This is a genomic window from Mesorhizobium sp. M1D.F.Ca.ET.231.01.1.1 (assembly GCF_003999155.2).
GTDB lineage: Bacteria > Pseudomonadota > Alphaproteobacteria > Rhizobiales > Rhizobiaceae > Mesorhizobium.
This window is the reverse complement of record NZ_RZOZ02000008.1, coordinates 122753-147211: the sequence shown is the minus strand read 5'-3', so window position 1 is coordinate 147211 and position 24459 is coordinate 122753. Positions and strand designations below refer to the sequence as shown.

Below are 24459 nucleotides of genomic sequence, written 5' to 3'. Positions count from 1 at the left end.
GAGGATTTCCAATGGCTGATCCCATTCGCAACTACCAGACGTCCGCCGCCCCCGGCGCGCGCGTCGATATCGATCAGGGCCTCAGGGCCTATATGATCAAGGTCTACAACCTGATGGGGCTTGGCCTGCTCATCACCGGCCTTGCCGCCTGGGGCGCGTTCCAGCTCGCCGTCACCGGCGACGGCCAGCTGACCGCCTTCGGCCAGCTCATCTACGCAAGCGCGTTCCGCTGGGTCGTCATCCTGGCGCCGCTCGCTGCCGTGATGTTCCTGTCCTTCAGGATCCAGTCGATGAGCGTGGCTGCGGCGCAGACCACCTTCTGGGTCTATGCCGGCCTTGTCGGCCTGTCGCTGTCGACGATCTTCCTCGTCTACACCGGCACCAGCATCACCCAGACCTTCTTCGCCACCGCCGCCGCCTTCGGCGCGCTGTCGCTCTACGGCTACACGACAAGGCGCGACCTGACGGCGTTCGGCTCGTTCCTGATCATGGGCGTGATCGGCCTGCTGATCGCCATGGTCATCAACATCTTCCTGGCGTCGTCGGCGCTGGCCTTCGCCATCTCGGCGATCGGCGTGCTGGTGTTCGCCGGCCTGACCGCCTACGACACGCAGCGGATCAAGGAGATGTATTACGAGGGTGACGTCGCCGACGTCGCCGGCCGCAAGGCGATCATGGGCGCGCTGCAGCTCTATCTCGACTTCATCAACCTGTTCATGTTCCTGCTGCAGTTCATGGGCGACCGCCGCTAAGGCGAGCACCCGGTTCTGCTGGACCATAGACTTCGGAAAGGGCGGCCCAACGGCCGCCCTTTCCTTTTGCGTGTCCCTCTGCTGATATCGAAGCAGGGAAACGACCTGCATAAATTATGAGCACTATTGCGATCAGGGCCGCCACCACGGCCGACCTCGACCGAATCACGGAAATTTATGCCGACGCCGTCACGCACGGCACCGCGAGCTACGAGTTGGAACCGCCCAGCCGCGCCGAAATGGGCAATCGATTCGACAGCCTGACGGCAGGCGACTTTCCCTATCTCGCGGCGGAAAAGGACGGCATCGTGCTCGGCTATGCCTATGCGGGGCCGTTCCGGCCGCGTCCCGCCTACCGATTCGTCATCGAGGATTCGGTCTATGTCGCGCCCGAGGCCAAGGGCCAGGGCGTCGGTTTCCTGCTGATGCAGGCGCTGATCGAGGCGGCGCGCCTGGCAGGCTTTCGCCAGATCATCGCGGTGATCGGCGACGGCCATGCCGACAGCGCCTCGGTGCGGCTGCACGAGAAGCTTGGCTTCCGTCATTCCGGGCGCCTGGAAGGGTCAGGCTACAAGCACGGGCGCTGGCTGGACACGGTGTTCATGCAGCTGCCGCTCAACGGCGGCGCGGCGCTGCCGCCGGACGCTGATTCGCTGCCGGAGCGGAAGTTCCGGCTCGGAGGGAAATGAGAAAATGGGAATTGAAGAACTGGGGAATTGAAGAATTGAAGAAAGATAATTTTATATCAGGCGCTTAGCGCCTCTTTTCCTCAATTCTTCAGTTCTTCAAATTCTCCAGTTCCTCTCACGCCTCGACCAGCTTCAGCTTGGGATCGAACACGCCGAGCACGCGGCCGAGCTCCTGGCCGCGCTTGAGGATTCGTCCGCCGGCGGCGATGACGGCGAAGGCGCCTTGCCGGCGCGCCAGTTTCGGGTCCTTGACGATCTGGAACAGCGGCACTTCGCTGGCCCGGCGGAACACCGAAAAGACAGCGCGATCGGTGAGATGGTCGATCGCATAGTCGCGCCATTCATTGGCCGCCACCATGCGCCCGTAAAGCCTCAGGATCTGGTCGAGTTCGCGCCGGTCGAAGCGCACCGGCTGATCGAGGCGCGCACTGCGCGCCTCATGCAGCGGGATCAATATTCCGGATGCTTCCCCATCCTCCGTCCCGCAGCCGTGATCGGTCATGCTTCGATCCTTCGCTTGAATCTCGCAGCCGAGGTTCGCGCTTTCGCGGCCGAATTGCAAGGGCCGGCTAAGCATGCGGGGCCTGCGCGGTTTCCGAAAGGTCCAGTCACATTTGCAAAACGTGTGTTGGAATTGGTGATGCTCCGCCACATTCTTGCCACAAATTATCCGCGCTCATGCCCCAATGTCCGACGAGTTTACCCGCGTTGCCTGAGACGGTTCGGTCCGGCACCGGCTCGTAAACCCCAAGCCCCCCGCCCACGGGTCAGCGTCGGATCGAACCAACCTCGGTTTTTCCTTGGAAAAATCAGGTGCGACGATCCCAAAACCTGAATGACCGGCGTCAGAAGCAAGCTGACGCCGGTTTTTTATTGCTTGGCGCAGATCCCCCTTCTCCCCTTGTGGGGTGAGCAATCGCATACGGCTTTGGGAGTTCGGATAACCGGCATGCCTCGATGCCGTCATCCTCGGGCTTTGTCCCGAGGATCTACCGGCCTCCCCGAACTGGTCGCGCGCTATATCCGCGTGCGACGGCGGATCCTCGGGACAAGCCCGAGGATGACGGCGTTGTGTCGGCCTTCGCCGATAACCAATATGCGATTGCCCTGCCCACAGGGGGAGAAGGAAAAGGAGCTACAGCCGATCGGGCTTGCGGATGAAGGCGGCGCCGAGGATCGGGCCGGGCATGCCGTCCTTGCCGACCGACTGCAGCAGCACCGCGCAGCCGCCCTTCTTGGCAATCTCGGTCATCGGCAGCTCGTAGCGCTGCGCCTTGCCGTGCCACATGCCGGCGGTCTGGATGTCGGAGACGGAATTCCAGTAGGTCAGGTTGCGGCCGCTGTTCTCGCCCTGGCCGATTTGCACCGTCTGCGGCGGATCGAAATAGACGATCACAACATGGGCGTCGGTCGGGCCGTTGCCGGCGTCGCCGGCATCGATCATGACGCGGTCGCTGGTGCGGCTCACCTTGATGCCGACCCGCATGCCCTCGCCGGTCCTGTCCATCCGGGCCAGCGCGCCGTCGACATCCTTGCGGCTGGCGCCGTTGACGTGGCTGCGGCCGTTGATGACGGCTTGCGGGGTATAGACCGAGCGGCTGCCGAAGGCGCGCATATAGTCATACTGCCGGTCGGTGTTCTCTTTGTTGCTCAGCGTGTCCTGCCAGCCCAGATAGTCCCAGTAGTTGACGTGGTAGGCGAGCGCGACGACGTTTTCCTTGGCGGCCAGCTCGGCGAAGAATTCATCGGCCGGCGGGCAGGAGCTGCAGCCCTGGCTGGTGAAAAGCTCAACCACGCCCAGAGGTTTTTCGGTTTGAGGCTTTTCTGCCTGGAGCTTGTCGGTTTGCGGCTTATCGGGCTCGCTTGCCGGCGCGGCGCCGGCAAATGTTGAAAGGGCCAGCGCAACTGCCGCAAGCCGCAATGGTCCTCGAGAAGCCATGACTGTTCCAATTCCCGCCGGTGACGCCGGCCTTGTTCTGATTGCCAAAATATGTGGCAGAACGGACAGTCAACGGGAAGTCACGTTGCGGTGAAATTTTTGTTGTCGCGGCCGCAGGTAAGGTGGCGACAGAGAGGCCACTGCATTTTTCGACGCGGTTCGATTTCGGGGCCGCATCGCCGCCATGCGGTAAACTTTTCTGATGCCGGCCGATCTCTATTGCGAGCGGGCCGGACTTGGACTTTGAACCGCGCCGGCGGATGCTTGGCCGGCTGCGGTTTCATTGTTGGAGATTGGGCAGTAGGGGGTAGGAAGTAGCTTACCGTTTCCTACTCCCTTACTGCCCTACTCCCTTATTCCCTTACTTACGCAGCCAGATCGCGCAGCACGTATTGCAGGATGCCGCCGTTCTTGAAGTAGTCGAGCTCGTCCAGCGTATCGATGCGGCAGACGATCGGCACGTTCTTCACCGTGCCGTCGCCATAGGTGACCTTGGCCACCATCTTCTGGCGCGGCTTGATCGCGTCCAGCCCGTAGATCTCGACCAGTTCGTCGCCCTTGAGGTTGAGGGAGGCCCATGAGGTGCCGTCCTCGAAGACGAAGGGGATGACGCCCATGCCGACCAGGTTCGAGCGGTGGATGCGCTCGAAGGACTGGGCGATGACGGCGCGGACACCAAGCAGATTCGTTCCCTTGGCCGCCCAGTCGCGCGAGGAGCCGTTGCCGTACTCGACGCCGGCGAAGATGACCAGCGGCACGCCTTCCTTCTTGTATTCCATCGCGGCGTCGTAGATCGACATCTCCTCCTTGGAGGGATAGTGGATCGTGTAGCCGCCCTCGCGGCCGTTCTCGCCCAGCATGTGGTTGCGGATGCGGATGTTGGCGAAGGTGCCGCGCATCATCACCTCATGGTTGCCGCGCCGCGTGCCGTACTGGTTGAAGTCGGCGACGCCGACGCCATGCTCGGTGAGATATTTGCCGGCCGGCGACGCCGCCTTGATCGAACCCGCCGGCGAGATGTGGTCGGTGGTGATCTTGTCGCCGAAGAGACCTAGCACCCGCGCGCCCTTGATGTCGCCGACCTTGCCGAAGGCGCGGCCCATGCCGGCGAAATAGGGCGGGTTCTGCACATAGGTCGAGCCGTCGTCCCAGGCGTAGGTCTGGCCTTCCGGCGCCTTGACCTTCTGCCAGTACGCGTCGCCCTTGAAGACGTCGGCATATTTGCGGGCGAAGAGCTCGCGCGTGACGTTCTTCTCGATGAACTCCTGGATCTCGGCCGAGGTCGGCCAGATGTCCTTGAGGTAGACCGGCTTGCCGTCGCTGCCTTCGCCGAGCGGCTCGGTGGTGAGGTCCTTGGTGACGGTCCCGGCCAGCGCGTGCGCCACCACCAGCGGCGGCGAGGCCAGGTAGTTCGCCTGCACGTCCGGCGAGACGCGGCCTTCGAAGTTGCGGTTGCCGGACAAGACCGCGGCGGCGATCAAACCTTTGTCATTGATGGTCTTGGAGATCGGCCCCGGCAGCGGGCCGGAATTGCCGATGCAGGTCGTGCAGCCGAAACCCACCAGGTTGAAGCCGATCTGGTCGAGCTCCTTCTGCAAGCCGGATTTTTCGAGATATTCGGCCACCACCTGGCTGCCGGGGGCGAGCGAGGTCTTCACCCACGGCTTCTGCTTCAGGCCGCGCCGGTTGGCATTGCGGGCCAACAGGCCGGCGCCAATCAAAACGCTCGGGTTCGAGGTGTTGGTGCAGGACGTGATGGCGGCGATGACGACGTCGCCATGGCCGAGGTCGTGGCCGGTGCCTTCCACCGCATAGCGCTTCGAAAGCTCGGCGGCCTTCTTGTACTCGGTCTCCATCGCCTTGGCGAAGCCGGCCGGAATGTCCTGCAGGGCGACGCGGCCCTCGGGGCGCTTCGGCCCGGCCATCGACGGCACGACGTCGCCGAGGTCGAGCTCGAGCAGGTCGGTGAAGACCGGATCGGCGGAGCCTGCGTCGCGCCACATGCCTTGCGCCTTCGAATAGGCTTCGACCAGCGCGATGCGGTTCTCCTCGCGGCCGGACATGGTGAGGTAGCGGATGGTCTCGCTATCGACCGGGAAGAAGCCGCAGGTGGCGCCATATTCCGGCGCCATGTTGCCGATGGTGGCGCGGTCGGCGAGCGTCATGTTGGAAAGGCCGGGGCCGAAGAACTCGACGAACTTGCCGACGACGCCCTTCTTGCGCAGCATCTGGGTGACGGTGAGCACCAGGTCGGTGGCGGTGACGCCTTCCTTCAACTTGCCGGTGAGGCGGAAGCCGATGACCTCGGGCAGCAGCATGGAGACCGGCTGGCCGAGCATCGCGGCCTCCGCCTCGATACCGCCGACGCCCCAGCCGAGCACGCCGAGGCCGTTGATCATGGTGGTGTGCGAATCGGTGCCGACGCAGGTGTCGGGATAGGCGGTGGTCTCGCCGTCCTCGGCGTTGGTCCACACGACCTGCCCGAGATATTCGAGGTTGACCTGGTGGCAAATGCCGGTGCCGGGCGGCACGACGCGGAAGTTGCGGAAGGCCTGCTGGCCCCATTTCAGGAACTTGTAGCGCTCCTCGTTGCGCTCATATTCGAGCTCGACATTGCGGGCGAAGGCCATCGGCGTGCCGAACTCGTCGACGATGACGGAATGGTCGATGACGAGGTCGACCGGCACCAGCGGATTGATCTTTTCCGGATCGCCGCCGAGCGCCTTGATGCCGTCGCGCATGGCCGCGAGATCGACCACGGCCGGAACGCCGGTGAAATCCTGCATCAGCACGCGTGCCGGGCGATAGGCGATCTCGACGCCGGCGGTGCCCTTGTCGGCGAGCCAGGCGGCGACCGCCTGGATGCTCTCCTTGGTGACGGAGCGGCCGTCTTCGTTGCGCAGCAGGTTCTCCAGCAGCACCTTCATCGAATAGGGCAGCTTGGCGATGCCGGCGAGGCCGTTCTTCTCGGCCTCGGTGAGGTCGAAATAGACATAGTCCGCGCCACCCGCGGTCAGGGTGCGGCGGCAATGGAAACTGTCGAGGGATTTTGACACGTGCGATCCGTCCTTGTCTGTTCAGCCTGAAAGGGAACGGACGCCGATGGCATGCAATCACGCGCAAAGGTGCGGGTACGGCCATTTCCGCTGTCCGCTCCCGAGCAACCCGAGCCGTTCAAGGCGGCGCGCGCGCTGGTTCGGCGCAAATTCTGTTCCCGCGCCGACCGCTGGCACGGATGAACCGCATATAGAGAATTTCCTGGAATAGTTCTAGACAGTCGAAAGGCAAATTTGTGCGATGCGGCGGCGGCCGCGAAACGGTGCTTTCGGGACGGGCAAGGATGCGGCTGATCGCCGAAAATCTGGGCGGCGAGCGCGGCGGCGAGACGGTTTTTTCCGGCATCGGATTCGCGCTCGAAAAGGGCGAGGCGCTGATCGTCACCGGGCCGAACGGCGCCGGCAAATCGACGCTTCTGAGAGTCATCGCCGGCCTGCTGCCGGCGGCCAGGGGCCGGGTGACGGTCGAAGGCGGCGGCGATGATTTCCCCTCGGTCGCTTCGGCCTCGCACTATCTCGGCCATCTCAATGCGATGAAGACGGCGCTCAGCGTCGACGAAAACCTGGATTTCTGGCGCGCCTTCCAGGGCGAGCCGGGACTCGGCGTCGAGGAGGCGCTGGAGACGGTCGGGCTGGGCGGCATTGGCCACCTGCCGTTCGGCTATCTTTCAACGGGGCAAAGGCGGCGGGCTTCGATCGCCAAGCTTTTGGTCAGCCGGCGGCCGGTCTGGCTGCTCGACGAGCCGACGGCGGGGCTGGACAAGGCCTCGGAGGAGAGGTTCGCGGGGTTGATGAGGGTGCATCTGGCGGATGGTGGAATTTTGGTGGCGGCTACGCATTTGCCGCTCGGGCTGAAGGGGGCGCGCGAGCTGCAAATGAGGGTAGGCCATTGATGTCGGTGCTCTACGGCGCCCCCCTCTGTCCTGCCGGACATCTCCCCCACTTGGGGGGAGATTGGCTGTTCCGGCGCCCCGCTCTTCCTGCCGACGTTGGCGATTGGCGAAATCGCGAGCGACGGCTGATCTCCCCCCTTGTGGGGGAGATGTCCGGCAGGACAGAGGGGGGCGCGAAGGAACGCATCCCGCACGAGGGGATCGCCTCATAATGTCGTCCCTCTTCCTGCGCGACATCCGCCTCTCGATCCGCGCCGGCGGCGGGGCGCTGATCGGCGTCATCTTCTTCCTGGCCGTCATCGCCACCATCCCGTTCGGCGTCGGGCCCGATCTCAACCTCTTGTCCCGCATCGGCCCGGCGATCCTGTGGATCGCCGCCCTGCTCGCCTGCCTGCTCGGGCTCGATCGCCTCTTCCAGGCCGACCGCGAGGACGGCGCGCTCGATCTCCTTGTGCTGAACAGCGACCGCCAGATGCTGGCGCTGACGGTGCTGGTGAAGTGCCTGGCGCACTGGACCGGCAGCGTGCTGCCGCTGGTGGTCGCGGCACCCCTGCTCGGCCTGTTCATGAACATGGAGCCGACGGGCATCGGCGCCACGGCACTGACCCTGCTTGTCGGCACGCCGGCCATCACCTTCATCGGCGCCGCTGGCGCTGCCGTGGCGGTGGCGCTGCCGCGCGGCGGGCTGCTGATCTCGGTGCTTGTGCTGCCGCTCACCATCCCGGTGCTGATCTTCGGCGTCTCGGCGAGCTACGGCGCGGTGGCCGATCCGGCGCCGTTCCTGCAGCCCTTCCTCATTCTTGCCGCGCTGACGCTGTTTCTTGCGGTGGTCGGGCCGCTGTCGGCAGCGCTGGCGTTGCGCCACGGAACGGATTGAGGTCTGTCGGACGTTCTCAAGTCTGCGGCACCGCGACTGATTGCCGGGCCCGCGGCGCAAGGTTAAAGGAAGGCATGATCAAGCGGATTGACATGGCAGGCGCGGAAGCTGCGCGCGCGGAGCGGCTGAGATGAGCGCGCATGCCCTCTATGTCGCCGCCGCCTATGCCATCACGGCGATTGTGCTCATCGGCCTGATCGGCTGGATCCTGCTCGACCAGCGGGCACGCAGGCGCGAGCTCGCGGCGCTCGAAGCCGCCGGCGTGCGGCGCCGCTCCGACAAGGCCGGGACGGGGAAGCCATGAGCATCGAAACCGGATCCTCGGCGCCGCCCCGTCGTCGCCTGTTGGTGCTTCTGCCGCTGCTGATTTTCCTGGGATTGGCCGGACTGTTCCTGGCGCAGCTTCTGTCCGGCCGCGACGTTTCGGAAATCCCCTCGGCGCTGATCGGCCAGCCGGCCCCGCAGACAAAGCTGCCGCCGCTCGAAGGGTTGAGCCTGCCGGGGCTGGACCCAAAATCCTTCGCCGGCAAGGTGACGCTGGTCAATGTCTTTGGATCGTGGTGCCTGCCGTGCCGGGAAGAGCATCCGGTGCTTCTCGGGCTGTCGCAGGACAGGCGATTCACGCTGGCGGGGCTGAACTACAAGGACCAGCCGGAAAATGCCCGCCGCTTCCTTGGCGATCTCGGCAATCCTTACCAGGCGATCGGCGTCGATCCGGCCGGGCGAGCGGCGATCGACTGGGGCGTCTACGGCGTGCCGGAGACCTTCGTCGTCGGCAAGGACGGCAGGATTGCCTATAAGCATGTTGGGCCGCTGACGCCGGAATCGGCCCGGGATCTGCTGTTGCCGCAGATCGAGAAAGCGCTGACGGCGCCGGGTTAAGGCGGCGCCCTTCACTTCGTCATCCTAGGGCGAAGCAAGGAGCGAAGCGACGCGGCGCAGACCCTAGGATCCATGCCGTGATGTTTGCCAAAGAATGCTGCAGGTCAGCAAGGTCGCCTGGCAAATCGTGTCGTCTTAGCCGCTCGATCCCAGCGAAAGGGCGGAACACTGTTCTGAAATGCGGCGGCGCTCAGACATTACGGCACGGATCCTCGGGTCAAGCCCGAGGATGACCAACGCGCGAGGCCGAGCCGACCGAAAGACTCAGCCGTAAACCTGCTTGTGGATCTGATAGAGCATCTCGGAGCGGTCGGCGCGCAGATCGGCGAGATCGCGGCTCGACAGGTTCTCGATTTCGGCGACGAGACGGTTGTACTGGCGGCGCTTGGCGATGTTGTTGCGAGCGCGGGAGACGAGGTTGTCGAAGATCATGACGAGGTTCCTTCTCTGCCGCATTCACGCGGCGGTTTGTTCCTCCCTTGATCGATTGCCAGCATGACATAGGAATGGTGCATTGCAAAAGAAAGATGTTGCAATGCACCATTGCAGCCAGCGCATAGCCGGTTAACCGGCCGTTACCCAGCCGCTCGGTCCAAGCTGGGATCGCCATGGCTGCCCCAGGACCCTCAAGACGCGGTGAAGCTGCCATCATTGGCCTTGCCTTCTTTGCCATCGGCTGGCTTGATCCGCGCGTCACATCGTGCCGGGAGGAAAGCATGGCGGCCGCCGACTACGAAGTTCTCGATCCGCGCTTCGCGCGCCTGTTCGTCGGCAACGCGCAGGTGGACAAGCTGTTCACCGGCTGCCGCTGGGCGGAGGGTCCGGCCTGGTTCGCCGCCGGCCGCTATGTGGTATGGTCGGACATCCCCAATAACCGCATGCTGCGCTATGACGAGACCGACGGCAGCGTCAGCGTCTTCCGCCAGCCGTCGGGCAATTCCAACGGCAACACGGTCGACCGGCAAGGCCGGATGGTCACTTGCGAGCATTCGGGCCGCCGCGTCAGCCGCACCGAGCATGACGGCTCGATCACCACCATCGCCGACACATGGAAGGGCAAGCGGCTCAACTCGCCCAATGACGTGGTCGTGAAGTCGGACGGATCGATCTGGTTCACCGATCCGTCCTACGGCATCGACAGCGACTATGAGGGCGACAAGGCCGAGAGCGAGATCGGCGCCTGTTACGTATTTCGCGTCGATCCGGGCACGGGCGATATCGAGGCCGTCATCACCGATATGGTCAGGCCGAACGGGCTTGCCTTCTCGCCCGACGAGAGCCTTCTCTACGTCGCCGACACCGGCCGCACGCATGGCGCCCAGAACCCTGCGCATATCCGCGTGTTCAATGTCGGCAAGGGCGGCAAGAAGGTCTCGGGAGGTAAGGTGTTCGCCGACTGCACGGCTGGCCTGTTCGACGGTTTCCGGCTCGACGATGCAGGGCGCATCTGGACGAGCGCGGCCGACGGCATTCATTGCTACGATCCGGATGGCACGCTGATCGGCAAGGTCAAGGTGCCGGAGGTGACCGCCAATTGCGTGTTCGGCGGCATCAAGCGCAACTGCCTCTACATCGCCGGCACCACCTCGCTCTACATGGTGCGGCTGATGGTCAATGGGGCGAAGACCTATTGAGTTGAAAAACCCGGCTGTGGCCGGCGTTTGAGATTGGGCGAAGCCTCTACACTTCGTCATCCTAGGGCGAAGCAGTCGCGAAGCGACGTCGCGGAGACCCTAGGATTCATGCCGTGGCTTCCGAGCACGTCTACGGTGCAATGCTATCCCATAGCCCGTCGAGTGTGTTGAACGTTCGGCTGCCTTTTCTGGACCGCTGTACCCTCCGGTAAAGATCGCGGCATGGATTCTAGGGTCTGCGCTGCGTCGCTACGCTCCTTGCTCCGCCCTAGAATGACGAGGCTAGGTTTGCCTGCGGATGAACTCCGCGAAGGCGTTCACCGCATCGCGCATTGCCACCACATTCTCCGGCTCCCCCAGAACGGCTTTCACCTCCGGCGGTTTCTTGCCGAGCAGCGCGATCTCGAGCGCGGCCTCTTCGTGGAGCGCGAACGACATCGTGCGCATGATCTCGGCAAGCGCCGCGCGCGCATAGAGCGAGCGCGGCGAGGCATGCACCAGCATCGCCGGCTTGCCAACGGCGGCGTCGCGCGACACCAGCCAGTCGAGCGCGTTCTTCATGCCGCCAGGCACGCCATGCGCGTATTCGGGACAGGAGACGATGAGGCCGTCGGCGCGGGTGACGGCGTCGATCAGGCGCGCCGCTTCCGGCGGCGTCCGCTCGCCTTCGTCGTCCGGGTTGAAGATCGGCAGCCGGCCGAGCCGGTCATAGACGGTGACGCGGCAATCCGCCGGCGCGTTGGCGGCGAGCGCCGCGATGAGGGCCGAATTGGTCGAGGCGGCCCGGAGGCTGCCGGAGATGGCGATGATATTCAGCACGGGGAGGAGGCGGGTTGCTCAGGCGAATCGTGCCCCAAGCCTACCACATGGTCTGCCGGTAATCGTCGTCGAGCTCGCGGTCTATCTCATTGGCGGTCTCGGAGAGCGCCAGCTGGTCGCGGATGATCTGGCCGAGCGTCGGCAGGCTCGCGCGGTCGTACCAGGTCTCGGGCTTCCACAGCTCGGAGCGCATGAAGGCCTTGGCGCAATGCATATAGGCGGCCTTCACCGTCACCACGATGACGCTTTGCGGCTCCTTGCCGTCGACGGCCAGCCGCTCGCGCAAGGTCGCATCGACGGCGATGCGGGCGTCGCCGTTGACGCGCAGCGTCTCGTTCATGCCGGGAATGAGGAACAGCAGCCCGACCGACGGATTGCGGATGACGTTCTCCAACGTGTCCAGCCGGTTGTTGCCGGGACGGTCGGGGATGGCGACGGTGGCGTTGTCGAGGATGGCGGCGAAGCCGGGCTTGTCACCATTACAGCGCCGCGCGTCCTTTGGACGCGCAAAGGACGCTGTAACAATTCTGATTTGGCGCATGATCCTTTCCGAAAATCGATTTCGATTTTCGGGGTCATGCGCTGGGCGTTACATCGGCATTGCCGGCGCCGTCCGAGGAGCCGATCAGCACGAAGGGGCTCTTGCCGATGAAGGAGCGGCAGTGGCCGTCGAGCGCCTTCAATTCCTTGCGGATCGATCCGTCGGTCGGCCGCGGCGTCTTGTAGATCGTCCTCAGCTCGTCGCGCGTGGTGAGGAATTCCATGCCGTCCCTTCCCGGAATTGTCCGGTTTGTCTCGCCGCAATCCCGGATGGAAAACCGCCACGCACTTTTCCTGGAATTGCTTTTATTTGCGGGCGTTCTCTCCCTTGGCCTTTTCCTCCAGCGAGTGGCGCATGATCAGCGGCATCTGGCTGAAGGTGAAGAGCAGCGTGATCGGCATGATGCCCCAGACCTTGAAGGTAACCCAGGCGTCGGTCGAAAAGTTCCGCCAGACCACCTCGTTGACGAGGGCCAGGAACAGGAAGAACAGACCCCAGCGGAAGGTGAGCTTGCGCCAGCCTTCGGCATCGAGGCTGAAGGCCGAGTCAAAAACATAGCCGAGCAGCGACTTGCCGAAGAAAAGGCCGCCGAGCAGCACGCAGCCGAACAGCGTGTTGACGATGGTCGGCTTCATCTTGATGAAGATGTCGTCCTGCAGATAGAGCGTCAGCGCGCCGAAGATAAGGACGACGACGCCCGACACCAGCGGCATGATCGGCAAGGTGCGGGTGAGCAACCAGGAGGCGATGAGCGCGATCGCGGTCGCGGCCATGAACAGGCCGGTGGCGACGAAGATCGGGCCGCCGAGCTCGCCCAGCGCCGGAACCTTCTGCACCAGCCATTCGCCGCGCGCATTGGCGAAGAAGAAGACCAGCAACGGCCCGAGCTCCAGCACCAGCTTGAGCAGCGGGTTGAGGCCTTCCTTCTTCTGCTTCTGCGGGTCGGACGGGTCGCGTTCGAGGATGTTCATGAAAGTCCTTGTTGTCCCGAAAGTCGGCGCTTTTGGGATCGTTCAAGCCACACCGGCAATCGCCCTGGCGAATTCGCTGGCCGAAAAAGGTTCGAGGTCGTCGACCTGCTCGCCGACGCCGATGAAATAGACCGGCAGCCTGTGCTTGGCGGCGATCGCCACCAGAATACCGCCGCGCGCCGTGCCGTCCAGCTTTGTCATGACCAGGCCGTTGACGCCGGCGACATTGCGGAAGATCTCGACCTGGCTGAGCGCATTCTGGCCGGTGGTGGCGTCGACCGTCTGCAGCACGGTGTGCGGCGCTTCCGGATCGAGCTTGCCCAGCACGCGCACGATCTTTTCCAGCTCCGCCATCAGCTCGGCCTTGTTCTGCAGGCGCCCGGCCGTGTCGATGATCAGCACGTCCGAGCCGGCCTCCTTGGCCTTCTCGAAGGCGTCATAGGCGAGGCCGGCGGCATCGGCGCCGAGCTTGGAGGCGATGACCGGCGATTTCGTCCGCTCGCCCCAGATCTTGAGCTGCTCGATCGCGGCGGCGCGAAAAGTGTCGCCGGCGGCGAGCATCACCGACAGGCCGCCATCGGTCAGCTTGGCGGCCAGCTTGCCGATGGTCGTGGTCTTGCCGGTGCCGTTGACGCCGACGACCAGGATGACATGCGGCTTGTGGCTGAGGTCGAGCTCCAGCGGCAGCGCGACGGGGGTCAGCACCTTCTCCACCTCGGCCGCCATGACCGAGCGCACCTCCGTGTCGGAGACGTCCTTGCCATAGCGGCTGGAGGCCAGCGCATCGGTGACGCGGAGCGCGGTTTCCAGGCCGAGATCGGCGCGGATCAGCACGTCCTCCAGGTCCTGCAGCGTGTCCTCGTCCAGCTTGCGCTTGGTGAAGACGCCGGCGATGTTGCCCGAGAGCTCGCGCGAGGAGCGGGCAAGCCCGTCCCGCATGCGCTGGAACCAGGAACGCCGCGGCGCCGGTTCCGGCGCCTTTTGCGGTTCGGCCTTCTGCTCGACCTTTTTCGCCACCGTCACCTTGCCGGCGGAGGAGGCGGGCTTTGGCGAAGGTTGACTGACGGGTGCCGGCCCTACCTCCCCCCCGATGGGGGAGGTCCCGAGCGCAGCTCGGGGGTGGGGGTGACTGGCGCCAGCGTCGGCGCCGGCACCCCGCCCCGCCACTTCGTGGCGACCCTCCCCATCGAGGGGAGGGTGGGGCGTTGGCGCAGCTTCGATCTCCGGAGCGATCTCGGCACGCACCGGCTCAGGCTCGACGGGCGCAGGCTGGCGAACGGGCGGCATGACCTCGGCCGGCGGAATCTCGGGCGTGGGAGCCTCGACGGGAATTTCCGGCACCGTCGCGGGTATCTCGACCGGCGCGGGTTCCGGCTGGGGCTCCGGTTGCGAGGGCACGATCTCCGGCTCGACCGGGGCGGGCGGCGGTACTTCCTGCGGCTGCGGCTCGGGTGCCGGCTCCGGCCTGACGGGCTGCGTAGGCACTTCCACCGGCGCCGGCGGCTCGGGTGTCTCCGGCGTGCGTTGCGGTTCTTCTTCCGGCTTGGGCTGCGGCAGCGGTTCCGGCTCGGCGGGAATTGTCGGTTCCGGCGGCTGTGGGATAGCCGGTGAAGGCTCGGGCTTCGGTTCCTCGGGAGCCGGTTGAGGCGCGGCCTCTACCTCCCCCTCGATGGGGGAGGTCCCGAGCGCAGCTCGGGCGTGGGGGCGATCGGCACCAGCGTCGGCGCCGTCACCCCGCCCCGCCACTTCGTGGCGACCCTCCCCATCGAGGGGAGGGTGGGGCGCCGGCTGCGCCTCCGGCTTCAGCGCCTCCAGCGCGTCCCATTTGATCGGCGGCAGCGGCGCAGTCTCGTCGACGCGCTCCTCGACGACCTCTTTCCTGCCGAACGAAAATACCTTCTTGAAGAAACCAGCCATGCGTCTCGCAGTCTCAGGCGGCTTGGGCGGCGAGGGGTGCCGCGATCAGACGGGCGCCGTCATGGCCGGTGACGACAGCATCGACGATCTCTCCCGGCGCGCCAATGTTGATCGCGGCAAGCGTGAAACCTTCGGTGCGGCCGAGCCCGTCGCGCTCGACCAGGATCGACTGGCGCGTGCCGCCAAGGGACATGAGATGACGGCGATAGGCGGCCTCGCCGGCGGCGCGCAGCCTGGCGGCGCGCTGCTTGACCACCTCGCGGCGGACTTGCGGCATGCGCGCGGCGGGCGTGCCTTCGCGCGGGGAAAACGGGAAGACGTGCAGATGCGTCAGCCCGCACTCCTCGACGATTTTCTCCGAATTCTCGAACATCGCCTCGGTCTCGGTCGGGAAGCCGGCGATGATGTCGGCGCCGAACACGATGCCAGGGCGCAGCTTGCGCACATCCTCGCAGAAGCGGATCGACTGGTCCCGCAGATGGCGGCGCTTCATGCGCTTCAGGATCATGTCGTCGCCCGACTGCAGCGACAGATGCAGATGTGGCATCAGCCTGGGCTCGGTGGCGATGGCCTCGAGCAGGTCTTCGTCGGCCTCGATGGAATCGATCGAGGAGAGCCTGAGCCGCTTCACCTCCGGCACCTGGCGCAGGATGGTCTTCACCAGTTTTCCCAGCCTCGGGCTGCCGGGCAGGTCGGCGCCGAAACCGGTCATGTCGACGCCGGAGAGCACGATCTCGGCATAGCCGTTGCCGGCAAGGCGCTTGATCTGCTCGACCACGGCGCCCATCGGCACCGAGCGCGAATTGCCGCGGCCGTAGGGGATGATGCAGAAGGTGCAGCGGTGGTCGCAGCCGTTCTGCACCTGCACGAAGGCGCGCGCCCGGCCTTCGATGGCGTCGACCATGTGGCCTGCGGTCTCGCGCACCGAAAAAATGTCGTTGACGCGCGCCTTCTCGGTGTCGTTGACGCCGAAATCGGGCAGCGCGCGGTAGGAGTTGGCCTTGAGCTTCTCCTCGTTGCCGAGCACGAGATCGACCTCGTGCATGGCGACGAAATTCTGCGGCTCGGTCTGTGCCGCGCAGCCGGTGACGATGATGCGCGCTTCAGGGTTCTCGCGGCGGGCCTTGCGGATCGCCTGCTTGGCCTGGCGCACGGCCTCGCCGGTGACGGCGCAGGTGTTGAAGATGACGGCGCCGCCCTCCAGCGCGCCGAGGCCGGCGTTCTCGGCCTCGCGGCGCATCACCTCGGATTCATAGGTGTTGAGGCGGCAGCCGAACGTGACGACGTCGATTCCTTTAGAGATGGGGTCCGCAGAAACCGGACCTTTTTGCAGTGCGGACATCAGGCGGCGCTTTCGGTATCGCGGGCCCAGGCGCCGGTCGAGGGATCGAAGCTGCCGGAAAACTCCCATTCGGCGGCGCCCGTCAGGATGACGTGGTCGTCCTCGCGCCACTCGACATGCAATTCGCCGCCGCCGGGCGTGACCAGCGACACGCTGCGGCCGGTGCGCTTGGTACGGGCCGCGGCCACCACGGCGGCGCATGCGGCCGAGCCGCAGGCCTTGGTGAGGCCCGCGCCGCGCTCCCAGGTGCGGATGATCATCGTCTGCGGCGACGTCACCTGGGCGATGGTGATGTTGGCGCGCTCGGGGAAGATCGGGTGGTTCTCGAGCAGCGGGCCGAAGCGGTCGAGCTCATAGGACCAGACGTCGCGGTCGACCCAGAAGATGGCGTGCGGATTGCCCATCGACACGACGGAGGGCGAATGCAGCACCGGCGCGTCGATCGGGCCGATCTGCAATTCGATCATGCGCGTGTCGCGGAACTCCTCCGCGAGCGGGATTTCCTGCCAGCCGAAGCGCGGCTTGCCCATGTCGACCGAGATCGTGCCGTCGGCATGTTCCTTTGCGTTGAGGATGCCGGCGCGAGTCTCGAAGGTGAAGCTCTTCTGCCCGGTCTCGGCGGCCAGGGCCTGGACGACGCAGCGCATGCCGTTGCCGCAGGCCTGCGCGCCCGATCCGTCGGAGTTCAGGATGTCGATGTAATAAGCGGTGCCGGGCGTGCGCGCGTCGTGGATCGCCATGATCTGGTCGAACTTGGTCGCCGCGTCGCCGTTGAGCGCGATCGCCGCTTCCGGCGTCACCTTGTCGGCACGGCCACGCATATCGGCAACGATGATATCGTTGCCGATGCCGTTCATCTTGGCGAAGGGGGCGGTGCCTGCCATCGATCCCGTCATTTCCGTGTCCGTTTGGCGCTATATGGCGGAAACGGGCGGGAATTACCAGTCCAGCGCGCGGACCTGGCCACGCCGAAGGCGCCGGGCCGGCGACGACCAAGTGGTCGTGCCTAGGTTACCGCGAAGACGCCGAGCAGGAGCAGCAGGAACAGGATCAGCACGATGCCGATCAGAATTCGCGCGCCCAGGGCGGCGGCGCCGGCCAGCGCCGGCATGCCGAGCAGGCTCGCGGCTGCCGCGACAATCAGAAGGATGATGATCCACTTGATCATGAGACGGCTCCCTGCCGAATTGTGTCAAGGAAGCAACGCGGACATGTGCTTCCGGTTCCGCTGCCTGAGCGGGCTAGGCGGACGGCACATCCCACACTTCGCCCGGGCGCATGGCGCGAAATCGCTCGTGCGACATGCGCTCTGCCGCCAATGCCTCCGCGAGCTTTTGCGCCGGCTCCTCGATCGGCTCGTCGGTCAGCTGAAAAGTGCCCCAGTGGCAGCCGGCGGCATGGGCGGCGTTGCACAGTCTCATGCCCTGCACCGCTTCCTCCGGGTTCTGGTGCTGCGGCGCCATGAACCAGCGCGGCTCGTAGGCGCCGATCGGCAGGATGGCCAGCCGAAAGCCGCCATGCTTTTCCGCCATCAGCCGGTAGTTGATGCCGTCATGGAAGCCGGTGTCGCCGGCAAAGTAGATGTTGCCGGCGGCCGTCTCGATGACGAAGCCCGCCCACAGCGCCATGCGGCGATCGCGTCCGCCACGCGCCGACCAGTGATGCGCCGGCTCGACATGGATGGCGGCCGCGCCGATGTCGACCCGGTCGCCCCAATCATGCACGCCAAGCCGCATGCCTGGCACCGCGCGGCCGATGACGGCGTCGTTGCCGAGCGGCGCGATCACCAGCGGGTCGTGGCTCTCCCGCAACCGTTTCAGAGTGGCGAGATCGAGATGGTCGTAGTGATTATGGCTGACCAGGACGAGATCGATCGGCGGCAGGTCGGCAAAGGCAATCCCCGGCGCGTTGACCCTTTTGGGGCCGGCAAAGGCGAAGGGCGAGGCGCGTTCCGACCACACCGGATCGGTGAGGATGTTCAGGCCCGCGGTCTGGATGAGGAGCGAGGCATGGCCGACCATGGTCAGCCTGAGCGCGTCGCCTTCCACTCGGGCGTACGGTTTTGCCGGCGGATGGGGGCTTGGCCAGGCGGCCGGCCATTTCGCCCGTTTGCCGCCGAACTGCCATCTGAGGAGATCGGCGAAGCGTCCGGGCGGTTTGCCGCCAGGGTTGAAGAACAAGGCGCCGTCGAAATGATCGCTAAGCGGGCCGCTGTAATAGCGGTTGGCGGTTCTTTTTCTTGCGGCCATTCTCTTTTCCGCCAGCTTGTCTCGTGTCCTGAGATAAGGATGCGCCCGCTTGGCGCAAGCATTTTGCCGCCGAATGCCAACTGGCGAAGCCCGCTTCAATTAGGATCGGGAGAGAGGGGTGACCGTCATGGCAATGAAGCGGACCAGGACGCCGTGGATGAAGGCCGAGGATTTCGGCCGCTCGCTGCCGCATGGGCTGGGCGTCAACCTTTTAGTCACCGACATGGCGGCGATGGAGGCTTTCTGCCGCGACGTGCTTGGCGCGCGCATCATCTATGCCGACGAGGATTTCGCGGCGATCGAGCTTATTGGCTCGATCATCATGCTGCATGCCGACCATTCCTATCTCGACAACCCGATGACCGGGGTCACCGCGGGCGCCGAGACACGCGGGGCCGGGATAGAGCTGCGCCTCTACGGCGCCGATCCCGATGCGGTCGAGAAAAAGGCGGCGGCGCTCGGCCACGTCGTGCTGGCCGGCTCCATCGACAAGCCGCATGGCCTGCGCGAATGCTATATTGTCGGTCCGGACGGCTATGTCTTCGTGCCCAGCGCGCGGCTGCAGGCCTGAGATTTCAACACGTTAGGACCCACGTTCGCGGTCGGGACCGGGTGACGATGGCGGTTGCGATAAATTTGCAACAGCGGCCCCGAAAACCCTATTTTAACCATATCGGGTTGAAATTCTGCCACCTTCGCCATCTTGGTGAAGCAGGTATTTTACGCGGACGGCGCCCCCCACCGGATCCGACGGAGGTTGGAATGACTTTTTATAGGACTGGCCTTTTGGCCGTATCGCTGGCCGCGCTCGTTGCGAGCGGCTGCTCGACCTCGCGCTTCTCGTCGATGGATGACCAGCAGCCGGCGCCGCTCACGCCGGCGCCGTCCGGCACGGTGACGCAGAACCAGCTGCCGCCGCCGGCCGCTCCGGGCACCACCGACCCGTCGCAATTCCCGAATGCGCCGAAGAACAGCCAGGTCGCCTCGCTGCCGCCGGACGGCACCGCGCCCGCTGGCGCCACGGACCTGACCGCGGCCAGCGTCGCCGGTGTCTGGAACGTCAGCGTCGGCGGTCAGGGCTGCAAGGTGGCGACGCCGCAGACCAAGTTCGGCGCCGGCTACCGCGCCGGGCCGCTGCATTGCCCGGCCCCGATCGACGGCATCAAGTCGTGGAACGTCGCCGGCAAGCAGCTGACGCTCTACGACGAAAACGGCGGCGCTCTGGCCAGACTCTATTCCTCCGGCGGCGAAAAGTTCGACGGCCAGACTTCCAGCGGGCAGCCGATCTCGCTTACAAGGTAAGGCTAGGGTATGCTGATATTCAGGTGATGCCGGCCTGCGAACGAAAGCCGCCATTCTCGGCTCGGCCTGACCTGAATCTCAACACACCCTAACTCTTTCCTAGAGCATTCTGCTCAGAGCAAACGACGTGACCTATGCATCTGCGTGACGGCCTCCAGACCCATGTGACCGTCAGGCAGCGTTACGACCATCTTGTCGAAACCGGCGTGGTCGAACGCGATCCGGCGCAGGAGCGCGTCGTCGCCGCGCTCGACCGGCTGATCGACGAAATCTCGGCAAAAAGGCTGGCGCAGAAATCGAGCGCGCTGGGCTGGCTGTTCGCGCGCAGCAAAAAGCCGCACGAGGCGGTCAAGGGCCTCTACATCCATGGCGGTGTCGGGCGCGGCAAGACCATGCTGATGGACATTTTCTTCGAGCTGCTGCCGGTCCGGCGCAAGAGCCGCGTCCATTTCAACGACTTCATGGCCGACGTGCAGGACCGCATCCAGAAGCACCGGGCGGCGCGTAAGAACGGCGACGTCAAGGAAGACGATCCGATCCCGCCGGTGGCGCGCGCGCTGGCCGAGCAAGCCTGGGTGCTGTGCTTCGATGAGTTTTCGGTCACCGATATCGCCGACGCGATGATCCTGTCGCGGCTGTTTTCGGCGCTGTTTGCCAACGGTGTCGTGCTGGTCGCCACCTCCAATGTTGCGCCGGGGGACCTTTACCGCGACGGGCTCAACCGCCAGCTCTTCCTGCCCTTCATCGGCCTGCTCGAACGCAACGCCGAGGTGATGACGCTCGATGCCGAAAAGGACTATCGGCAGGAAAAGCTCAACCGCCTGCCGGTCTATGTGACGCCGGCCGACGCGGCGGCCGACCGGGCGCTCGACGAGGCCTGGAAGACGATGACGCATGGCAGGCCGGCGGAAGCGGTGACGCTGACGCTTAAAGGGCGCCAGCTCGTCGTGCCCCGCGCCGCCGGCGAAGCCGCGCGTTTCTCCTTCGCCGATCTTTGCGAAAAGCCGCTCGGCGCGCGCGACTACCTGGCGATCGCCGGCCGCTTCTCGACCATCTTCATCGACCATGTGCCGGTGCTCGGCGAAGGCAAGCGCAACGAGGCCAAGCGCTTCATCCTCTTGGTCGACACGCTTTACGACCACCGCATGCGGCTGGTGATGAGCGCAGCCGCGCAGCCCGAAGGGCTCTACACCGCCAGGCGCGGCACGGAGGTGTTCGAATTCGAGCGAACGGCCTCGCGGCTGGTCGAGATGCAGAGCCGCGACTGGCTGGAAGGCTGGGCGGAACGGCGCGAGCGTGAGGCGCCGGCAGAGGCGCGGCTGGCTCAGGGGTAGAAGATATTCCGGAAGGCCGCTGTCCCGCCGACGCTAATCTATAGGCGGTATGCATACATCACGAAATCCTCCGCCGGTCCATGCGGCTCGTTCCGCGATTCATAAAGCGCCCGCCCCGGCCCATTGTCGGGCTCCGTCCCCACCCATGCTTCCTCGCAGCCATGCTCGCGGCCGAGCGCGAACACGGCGTCCAGCATCTTGCGCGCTATGCCCTGGCGCTGGAAGGCGGGCGCGACGCCGACCTCGTCGATGTAGAGCTCGCTCACCTTGTCCGGGTGGCGGTGGATGACGGCGGCGCATTGCCCGACCACAATTTGATCGACTATCGCCACGATCATGAAATGGCCGGGCGAGGCGAGGTAGGCGGCGAGGCGATCGGGCCGGACCGGCTCGTCGAACACCTCTTCGGCCATCTGCATCACAAGGGCGTCATCGCCGGGATGAAGCCTTCTGATTTCGACGGTCATTGTGTAAATTCTCCTCAGTCGGCTTAAGAATTTTGACGTTTACGTAAGTCCCAACGCATCTAACCGATTGAAAACACTAGGCTCAAAATAATCGTTTGAATTTCTTCCACGCCGGAGCTATTGGGTGCGGCGAAATCTCGCGGGTTCCCGCATCCTTTCGGCCTCCCCGGCCCCGTCACGGCACCGTCACAGACAAAGGGAAAACATCCTGACATGGCACGCAACAAGATAGCGCTCATCGGCTCGGGCATGATCGGCGGCACGCTCGCCCATATGATCGGCCTCAAGGATCTCGGCGACGTGGTGCTGTTCGATATCGCCGAGGGCATCCCGCAGGGCAAGGGCCTCGACATCGCCCAGTCCTCGCCGGTCGACGGGTTCGATGCCAGGCTGACCGGCGTCAACGACTATGCCGGCATCGAGGGCGCGGATGTCTGCATCGTCACCGCCGGCGTGCCGCGCAAGCCCGGCATGAGCCGCGACGATCTTCTCGGCATCAATCTGAAGGTCATGGAACAGGTCGGCGCCGGCCTGAAGAAATACGCGCCGAAGGCTTTCGTCATCTGCATCACCAACCCGCTCGACGCCATGGTGTGGGCGCTGCAAAAATTCTCCGGCCTGCCGACCAGCCATGTCGTCGGCATGGCCGGCGTGTTGGACAGCGCCCGCTTCCGCTACTTCCTGGCCGAAGAGTTCAAGGTCTCGGTCGAGGACGTCACCGCCTTCGTGCTCGGCGGCCACGGCGATTCGATGGTGCCGATGATCCGCTATTCGACGGTGTCGGGCATCCCGCTGCCGGACCTCGTCAAGATGGGCTGGACCTCGAAGGAGAAGCTCGACCAGATCGTGCAGCGCACCCGCGACGGCGGCGCCGAGATCGTCGGCCTCCTGAAGACCGGCTCGGCCTATTACGCGCCGGCGGCCTCGGCGATCGCGATGGCCGAATCCTATCTCAAGGACAAGAAGCGCGTGCTGCCCTGCGCCGCGCACCTTTCCGGTCAGTATGGCGTCAAGGGAACCTATGTCGGCGTTCCCGTGGTGATCGGCGCCGGCGGCGTCGAGCGCGTCATCGAGATCGACCTCGCCAAGGCCGAGCAGAAGATGTTCGACAATTCGGTGGCCGCCGTTCAGGGCCTGACCGAGGCCTGCACCAAGATCGCCCCACATCTCGCCGGCAAGTAATCTCGCCGGCAAGTAATCGTTCCTCTCCGGAGACCAAGCGCATGAACATCCATGAATATCAGGCCAAGGCGCTGCTGAAGTCCTTCGGCGCGCCGGTAGCAAGCGGCGTTCCGGTGTTCAAGGCGAGCGAGGCGGAAGCCGCCGCCAAGGCGCTGCCCGGCCCGCTCTATGTGGTGAAGAGCCAGATCCATGCCGGCGGCCGCGGCAAGGGCAAGTTCAAGGAACTGCCGGCCGACGCCAAGGGCGGCGTCAGGCTGGCGAAGTCGGCGGCCGAAGTGGTGGCCAACGCCAACGAGATGCTCGGCCACACGCTGGTGACCAAGCAGACCGGGCCGGCCGGCAAGCAGGTCAACCGTCTCTATATCGAGGACGGCGCCGACATCGAGCGCGAGCTCTATCTGTCGATCCTGGTCGACCGCTCGGTCGGCCGCATCGCCTTCGTCGTCTCGACCGAGGGCGGCATGGACATCGAGGCGGTCGCCCATGACACGCCGGAAAAGATCCTCACCGTCGCCATTGACCCCGAAAAGGGTGTCTCGGCGGACGACGTGAAGAAGCTCAACGCCGCGCTGAAGCTCGACGGCGATGCGGCACAAGACGGCGGCACGCTGTTCCCGATCCTCTACAAGGCCTTCGTCGAGAAGGACATGAGCCTGCTCGAGGTCAACCCGCTGATCGTCATGAAGAACGGACATCTGCGCGTGCTCGATGCGAAGGTGTCGTTCGACAACAACGCGCTCTTCCGCCATCCGGACGTGATGGAGCTGCGCGACACGACCGAAGAGGACGAAAAGGAGATCGAGGCGTCCAAATACGACCTCGCCTATGTCGCGCTCGACGGCAATATCGGCTGCATGGTCAACGGCGCCGGCCTCGCCATGGCGACGATGGACATCATCAAGCTCTACGGCGCCGAGCCGGCCAACTTCCTCGACGTCGGCGGCGGCGCTTCGAAGGAGAAGGTGACGGCGGCGTTCAAGATCATCACCAAGGACCCGGCGGTCGAAGGCATCCTGATCAACATCTTCGGCGGCATCATGAAGTGCGATGTCATCGCCGAGGGCGTGATCGCCGCGGTCAAGGAAGTCGGACTGAAGGTGCCGCTGGTGGTGCGGCTGGAAGGCACCAACGCCGAGCTCGGCAAGAAGATCATCAACGACAGTGGCCTGAATGTCGTGTCGGCCGACGACCTCGACGACGCTGCCAAGAAGATCGTCAAGGCGGTAAAGGGCTAGAGCCAATGCCTCCGCGCAAGATAAACCTGGTCGAGGCGGCGGATCAGAAGATCGCCAGGGTCTTCGATCCGCATGTCGCTGGCGACGTCAATGACAGCCAGGCCAAGGTCGCCAAGTTCGGCGAGACCTTCGACTGGCACGCGCATGACAACGAGGATGAAGCCTTCCTCGTGCTGCGCGGCAGGATCGCCATCGATTTCCGCGACGGGCCGGTCGAGCTCGGCGAGGGCGATTTCATCGTCGTGCCGCGCGGCGTCGAGCACCGGCCGCGCTCACTGACTAAAGAACCGGTGGTGCTGATGTTCGAGCCGGCGACGACGCTCAACACCGGCAACGCCAAGAGCGACCTCACCGTCACCGATCTGAAGCGGCTCTGAC

General features: G+C 64.9%; 26 protein-coding genes and 1 pseudogene. 13 read left to right on the top strand and 14 right to left on the bottom strand.

Translation table 11 applies throughout. The annotated features are described in order from the left end of the window. Positions 1–11: 11 nt before the first annotated feature. A complete protein-coding gene (locus EN874_RS21395; RefSeq protein ID WP_127427151.1) occupies positions 12–752 on the top strand; it encodes a Bax inhibitor-1/YccA family protein in 741 nt (246 codons plus the stop codon). 116 nt (positions 753–868) lie between these two features. Then, complete coding sequence (locus tag EN874_RS21390) at positions 869–1441, top strand: GNAT family N-acetyltransferase (RefSeq protein WP_127427150.1); 573 nt, start codon at positions 869–871, stop codon at positions 1439–1441. A gap of 115 nt (positions 1442–1556) precedes the next feature. On the opposite strand, the gene EN874_RS21385 is transcribed toward EN874_RS21390, so the two are convergent. From EN874_RS21385 to acnA, 3 genes are all read right to left on the bottom strand, one after another. Beyond that, the gene (locus EN874_RS21385) at positions 1557–1943 is read right to left on the bottom strand and encodes a DUF2794 domain-containing protein (protein ID WP_127427149.1); all 387 of its coding nucleotides are present in this window, start codon (positions 1941–1943) and stop codon (positions 1557–1559) included. A gap of 633 nt (positions 1944–2576) precedes the next feature. Further along, the gene (locus tag EN874_RS21380) at positions 2577–3380 is read right to left on the bottom strand and encodes a thioredoxin family protein (RefSeq protein ID WP_127427148.1); all 804 of its coding nucleotides are present in this window, start codon (positions 3378–3380) and stop codon (positions 2577–2579) included. Positions 3381–3745: 365 nt separating this feature from the next. Continuing rightward, complete coding sequence (gene acnA, locus EN874_RS21375; protein ID WP_127427147.1) at positions 3746–6436, bottom strand: aconitate hydratase AcnA; 2691 nt, start codon at positions 6434–6436, stop codon at positions 3746–3748. 284 nt (positions 6437–6720) lie between these two features. Between acnA and ccmA the strand changes: the two genes are divergently transcribed. The 4 genes from ccmA (at position 6721) to EN874_RS21355 (ending at position 9088) form a co-directional block, all read left to right on the top strand. Further along, positions 6721–7329 carry a heme ABC exporter ATP-binding protein CcmA gene (ccmA, locus tag EN874_RS21370; protein ID WP_127427146.1) on the top strand — a complete coding sequence of 203 codons (609 nt, stop codon included), beginning with the start codon at positions 6721–6723 and terminating at the stop codon, positions 7327–7329. A 211-nt stretch (positions 7330–7540) separates the two neighbouring features. Then, positions 7541–8206, top strand: coding sequence for a heme exporter protein CcmB (gene ccmB, locus EN874_RS21365; RefSeq protein WP_127427145.1), 666 nt, complete (start codon positions 7541–7543; stop codon positions 8204–8206). Between the two features lie 130 nt (positions 8207–8336). Then, positions 8337–8510 carry a heme exporter protein CcmD gene (gene ccmD / locus EN874_RS21360; protein WP_127427144.1) on the top strand — a complete coding sequence of 58 codons (174 nt, stop codon included), beginning with the start codon at positions 8337–8339 and terminating at the stop codon, positions 8508–8510. Continuing rightward, entirely contained in the window at positions 8507–9088 is a 582-nt protein-coding gene (locus EN874_RS21355) for a DsbE family thiol:disulfide interchange protein (protein ID WP_127427143.1), read from the top strand. The genes ccmD and EN874_RS21355 overlap by 4 nt, the downstream gene beginning before the upstream one ends. A 264-nt stretch (positions 9089–9352) precedes the next feature. On the opposite strand, the gene EN874_RS21350 is transcribed toward EN874_RS21355, so the two are convergent. Continuing rightward, a complete protein-coding gene (locus tag EN874_RS21350; protein WP_127427142.1) occupies positions 9353–9520 on the bottom strand; it encodes a hypothetical protein in 168 nt (55 codons plus the stop codon). A 284-nt stretch (positions 9521–9804) separates the two neighbouring features. Here EN874_RS21350 and EN874_RS21345 point away from each other — a divergent pair, with 284 nt between their 5' ends. Next, a complete protein-coding gene (locus EN874_RS21345; protein WP_127427141.1) occupies positions 9805–10722 on the top strand; it encodes an SMP-30/gluconolactonase/LRE family protein in 918 nt (305 codons plus the stop codon). Positions 10723–11004: 282 nt separating this feature from the next. Here EN874_RS21345 and EN874_RS21340 read toward each other — a convergent pair whose 3' ends face one another. The 9 genes and pseudogenes from EN874_RS21340 to EN874_RS21300 form a co-directional block, all read right to left on the bottom strand. Then, on the bottom strand, positions 11005–11541 hold the full coding sequence (locus EN874_RS21340; RefSeq protein WP_127427140.1) for an NADPH-dependent FMN reductase: 537 nt from the start codon (positions 11539–11541) through the stop codon (positions 11005–11007). Positions 11542–11581: 40 nt separating this feature from the next. After that, the gene (locus EN874_RS21335; RefSeq protein ID WP_127427139.1) at positions 11582–12082 is read right to left on the bottom strand and encodes an MSMEG_1061 family FMN-dependent PPOX-type flavoprotein; all 501 of its coding nucleotides are present in this window, start codon (positions 12080–12082) and stop codon (positions 11582–11584) included. Between the two features lie 43 nt (positions 12083–12125). After that, positions 12126–12305, bottom strand: a pseudogene (locus tag EN874_RS21330) (pyridoxamine 5'-phosphate oxidase family protein); the annotation flags it as partial. Between the two features lie 82 nt (positions 12306–12387). After that, entirely contained in the window at positions 12388–13053 is a 666-nt protein-coding gene (locus EN874_RS21325) for a septation protein A (RefSeq protein ID WP_127427138.1), read from the bottom strand. Between the two features lie 42 nt (positions 13054–13095). Continuing rightward, entirely contained in the window at positions 13096–14970 is a 1875-nt protein-coding gene (gene ftsY / locus EN874_RS21320; protein WP_127427137.1) for a signal recognition particle-docking protein FtsY, read from the bottom strand. 13 nt (positions 14971–14983) lie between these two features. Further along, positions 14984–16312, bottom strand: a complete 1329-nt coding sequence (gene mtaB / locus EN874_RS21315; protein WP_127427136.1) for a tRNA (N(6)-L-threonylcarbamoyladenosine(37)-C(2))-methylthiotransferase MtaB — start codon at positions 16310–16312, stop codon at positions 14984–14986. Further along, positions 16312–17196: a diaminopimelate epimerase gene (gene dapF, locus EN874_RS21310; RefSeq protein ID WP_127427135.1), complete on the bottom strand. Its 885-nt coding sequence runs from the start codon at positions 17194–17196 to the stop codon at positions 16312–16314. The genes mtaB and dapF overlap by 1 nt, the downstream gene beginning before the upstream one ends. Positions 17197–17318: 122 nt before the next feature. Continuing rightward, positions 17319–17480 carry a DUF1328 family protein gene (locus EN874_RS21305; protein ID WP_127427134.1) on the bottom strand — a complete coding sequence of 54 codons (162 nt, stop codon included), beginning with the start codon at positions 17478–17480 and terminating at the stop codon, positions 17319–17321. 73 nt (positions 17481–17553) lie between these two features. Continuing rightward, complete coding sequence (locus tag EN874_RS21300) at positions 17554–18561, bottom strand: MBL fold metallo-hydrolase (protein ID WP_127427133.1); 1008 nt, start codon at positions 18559–18561, stop codon at positions 17554–17556. A 127-nt stretch (positions 18562–18688) separates the two neighbouring features. On the opposite strand from EN874_RS21300, the gene EN874_RS21295 reads away from it, so the two are divergent. From EN874_RS21295 to zapE, 3 genes are all read left to right on the top strand, one after another. Further along, on the top strand, positions 18689–19132 hold the full coding sequence (locus EN874_RS21295; protein WP_127427277.1) for a hypothetical protein: 444 nt from the start codon (positions 18689–18691) through the stop codon (positions 19130–19132). A gap of 191 nt (positions 19133–19323) precedes the next feature. Next, positions 19324–19863 carry a protease inhibitor Inh/omp19 family protein gene (locus EN874_RS21290; RefSeq protein ID WP_127427132.1) on the top strand — a complete coding sequence of 180 codons (540 nt, stop codon included), beginning with the start codon at positions 19324–19326 and terminating at the stop codon, positions 19861–19863. A gap of 134 nt (positions 19864–19997) precedes the next feature. Further along, positions 19998–21197, top strand: a complete 1200-nt coding sequence (gene zapE, locus EN874_RS21285) for a cell division protein ZapE (RefSeq protein ID WP_127427131.1) — start codon at positions 19998–20000, stop codon at positions 21195–21197. 38 nt (positions 21198–21235) lie between these two features. Here zapE and EN874_RS21280 read toward each other — a convergent pair whose 3' ends face one another. Next, positions 21236–21664: a GNAT family N-acetyltransferase gene (locus EN874_RS21280; protein WP_127427130.1), complete on the bottom strand. Its 429-nt coding sequence runs from the start codon at positions 21662–21664 to the stop codon at positions 21236–21238. A gap of 213 nt (positions 21665–21877) precedes the next feature. On the opposite strand from EN874_RS21280, the gene mdh reads away from it, so the two are divergent. Genes mdh through EN874_RS21265 form a run of 3 tightly spaced genes read left to right on the top strand, consistent with a single transcriptional unit; the run spans position 21878 to position 24458 of the window. Next, positions 21878–22846: a malate dehydrogenase gene (gene mdh / locus EN874_RS21275; protein WP_126086843.1), complete on the top strand. Its 969-nt coding sequence runs from the start codon at positions 21878–21880 to the stop codon at positions 22844–22846. A gap of 41 nt (positions 22847–22887) precedes the next feature. Beyond that, complete coding sequence (gene sucC / locus EN874_RS21270) at positions 22888–24081, top strand: ADP-forming succinate--CoA ligase subunit beta (protein ID WP_127427129.1); 1194 nt, start codon at positions 22888–22890, stop codon at positions 24079–24081. A 5-nt stretch (positions 24082–24086) separates the two neighbouring features. Beyond that, positions 24087–24458, top strand: coding sequence for a cupin domain-containing protein (locus tag EN874_RS21265; RefSeq protein WP_127427128.1), 372 nt, complete (start codon positions 24087–24089; stop codon positions 24456–24458). The last annotated feature ends 1 nt before the right edge of the window (position 24459 follow it).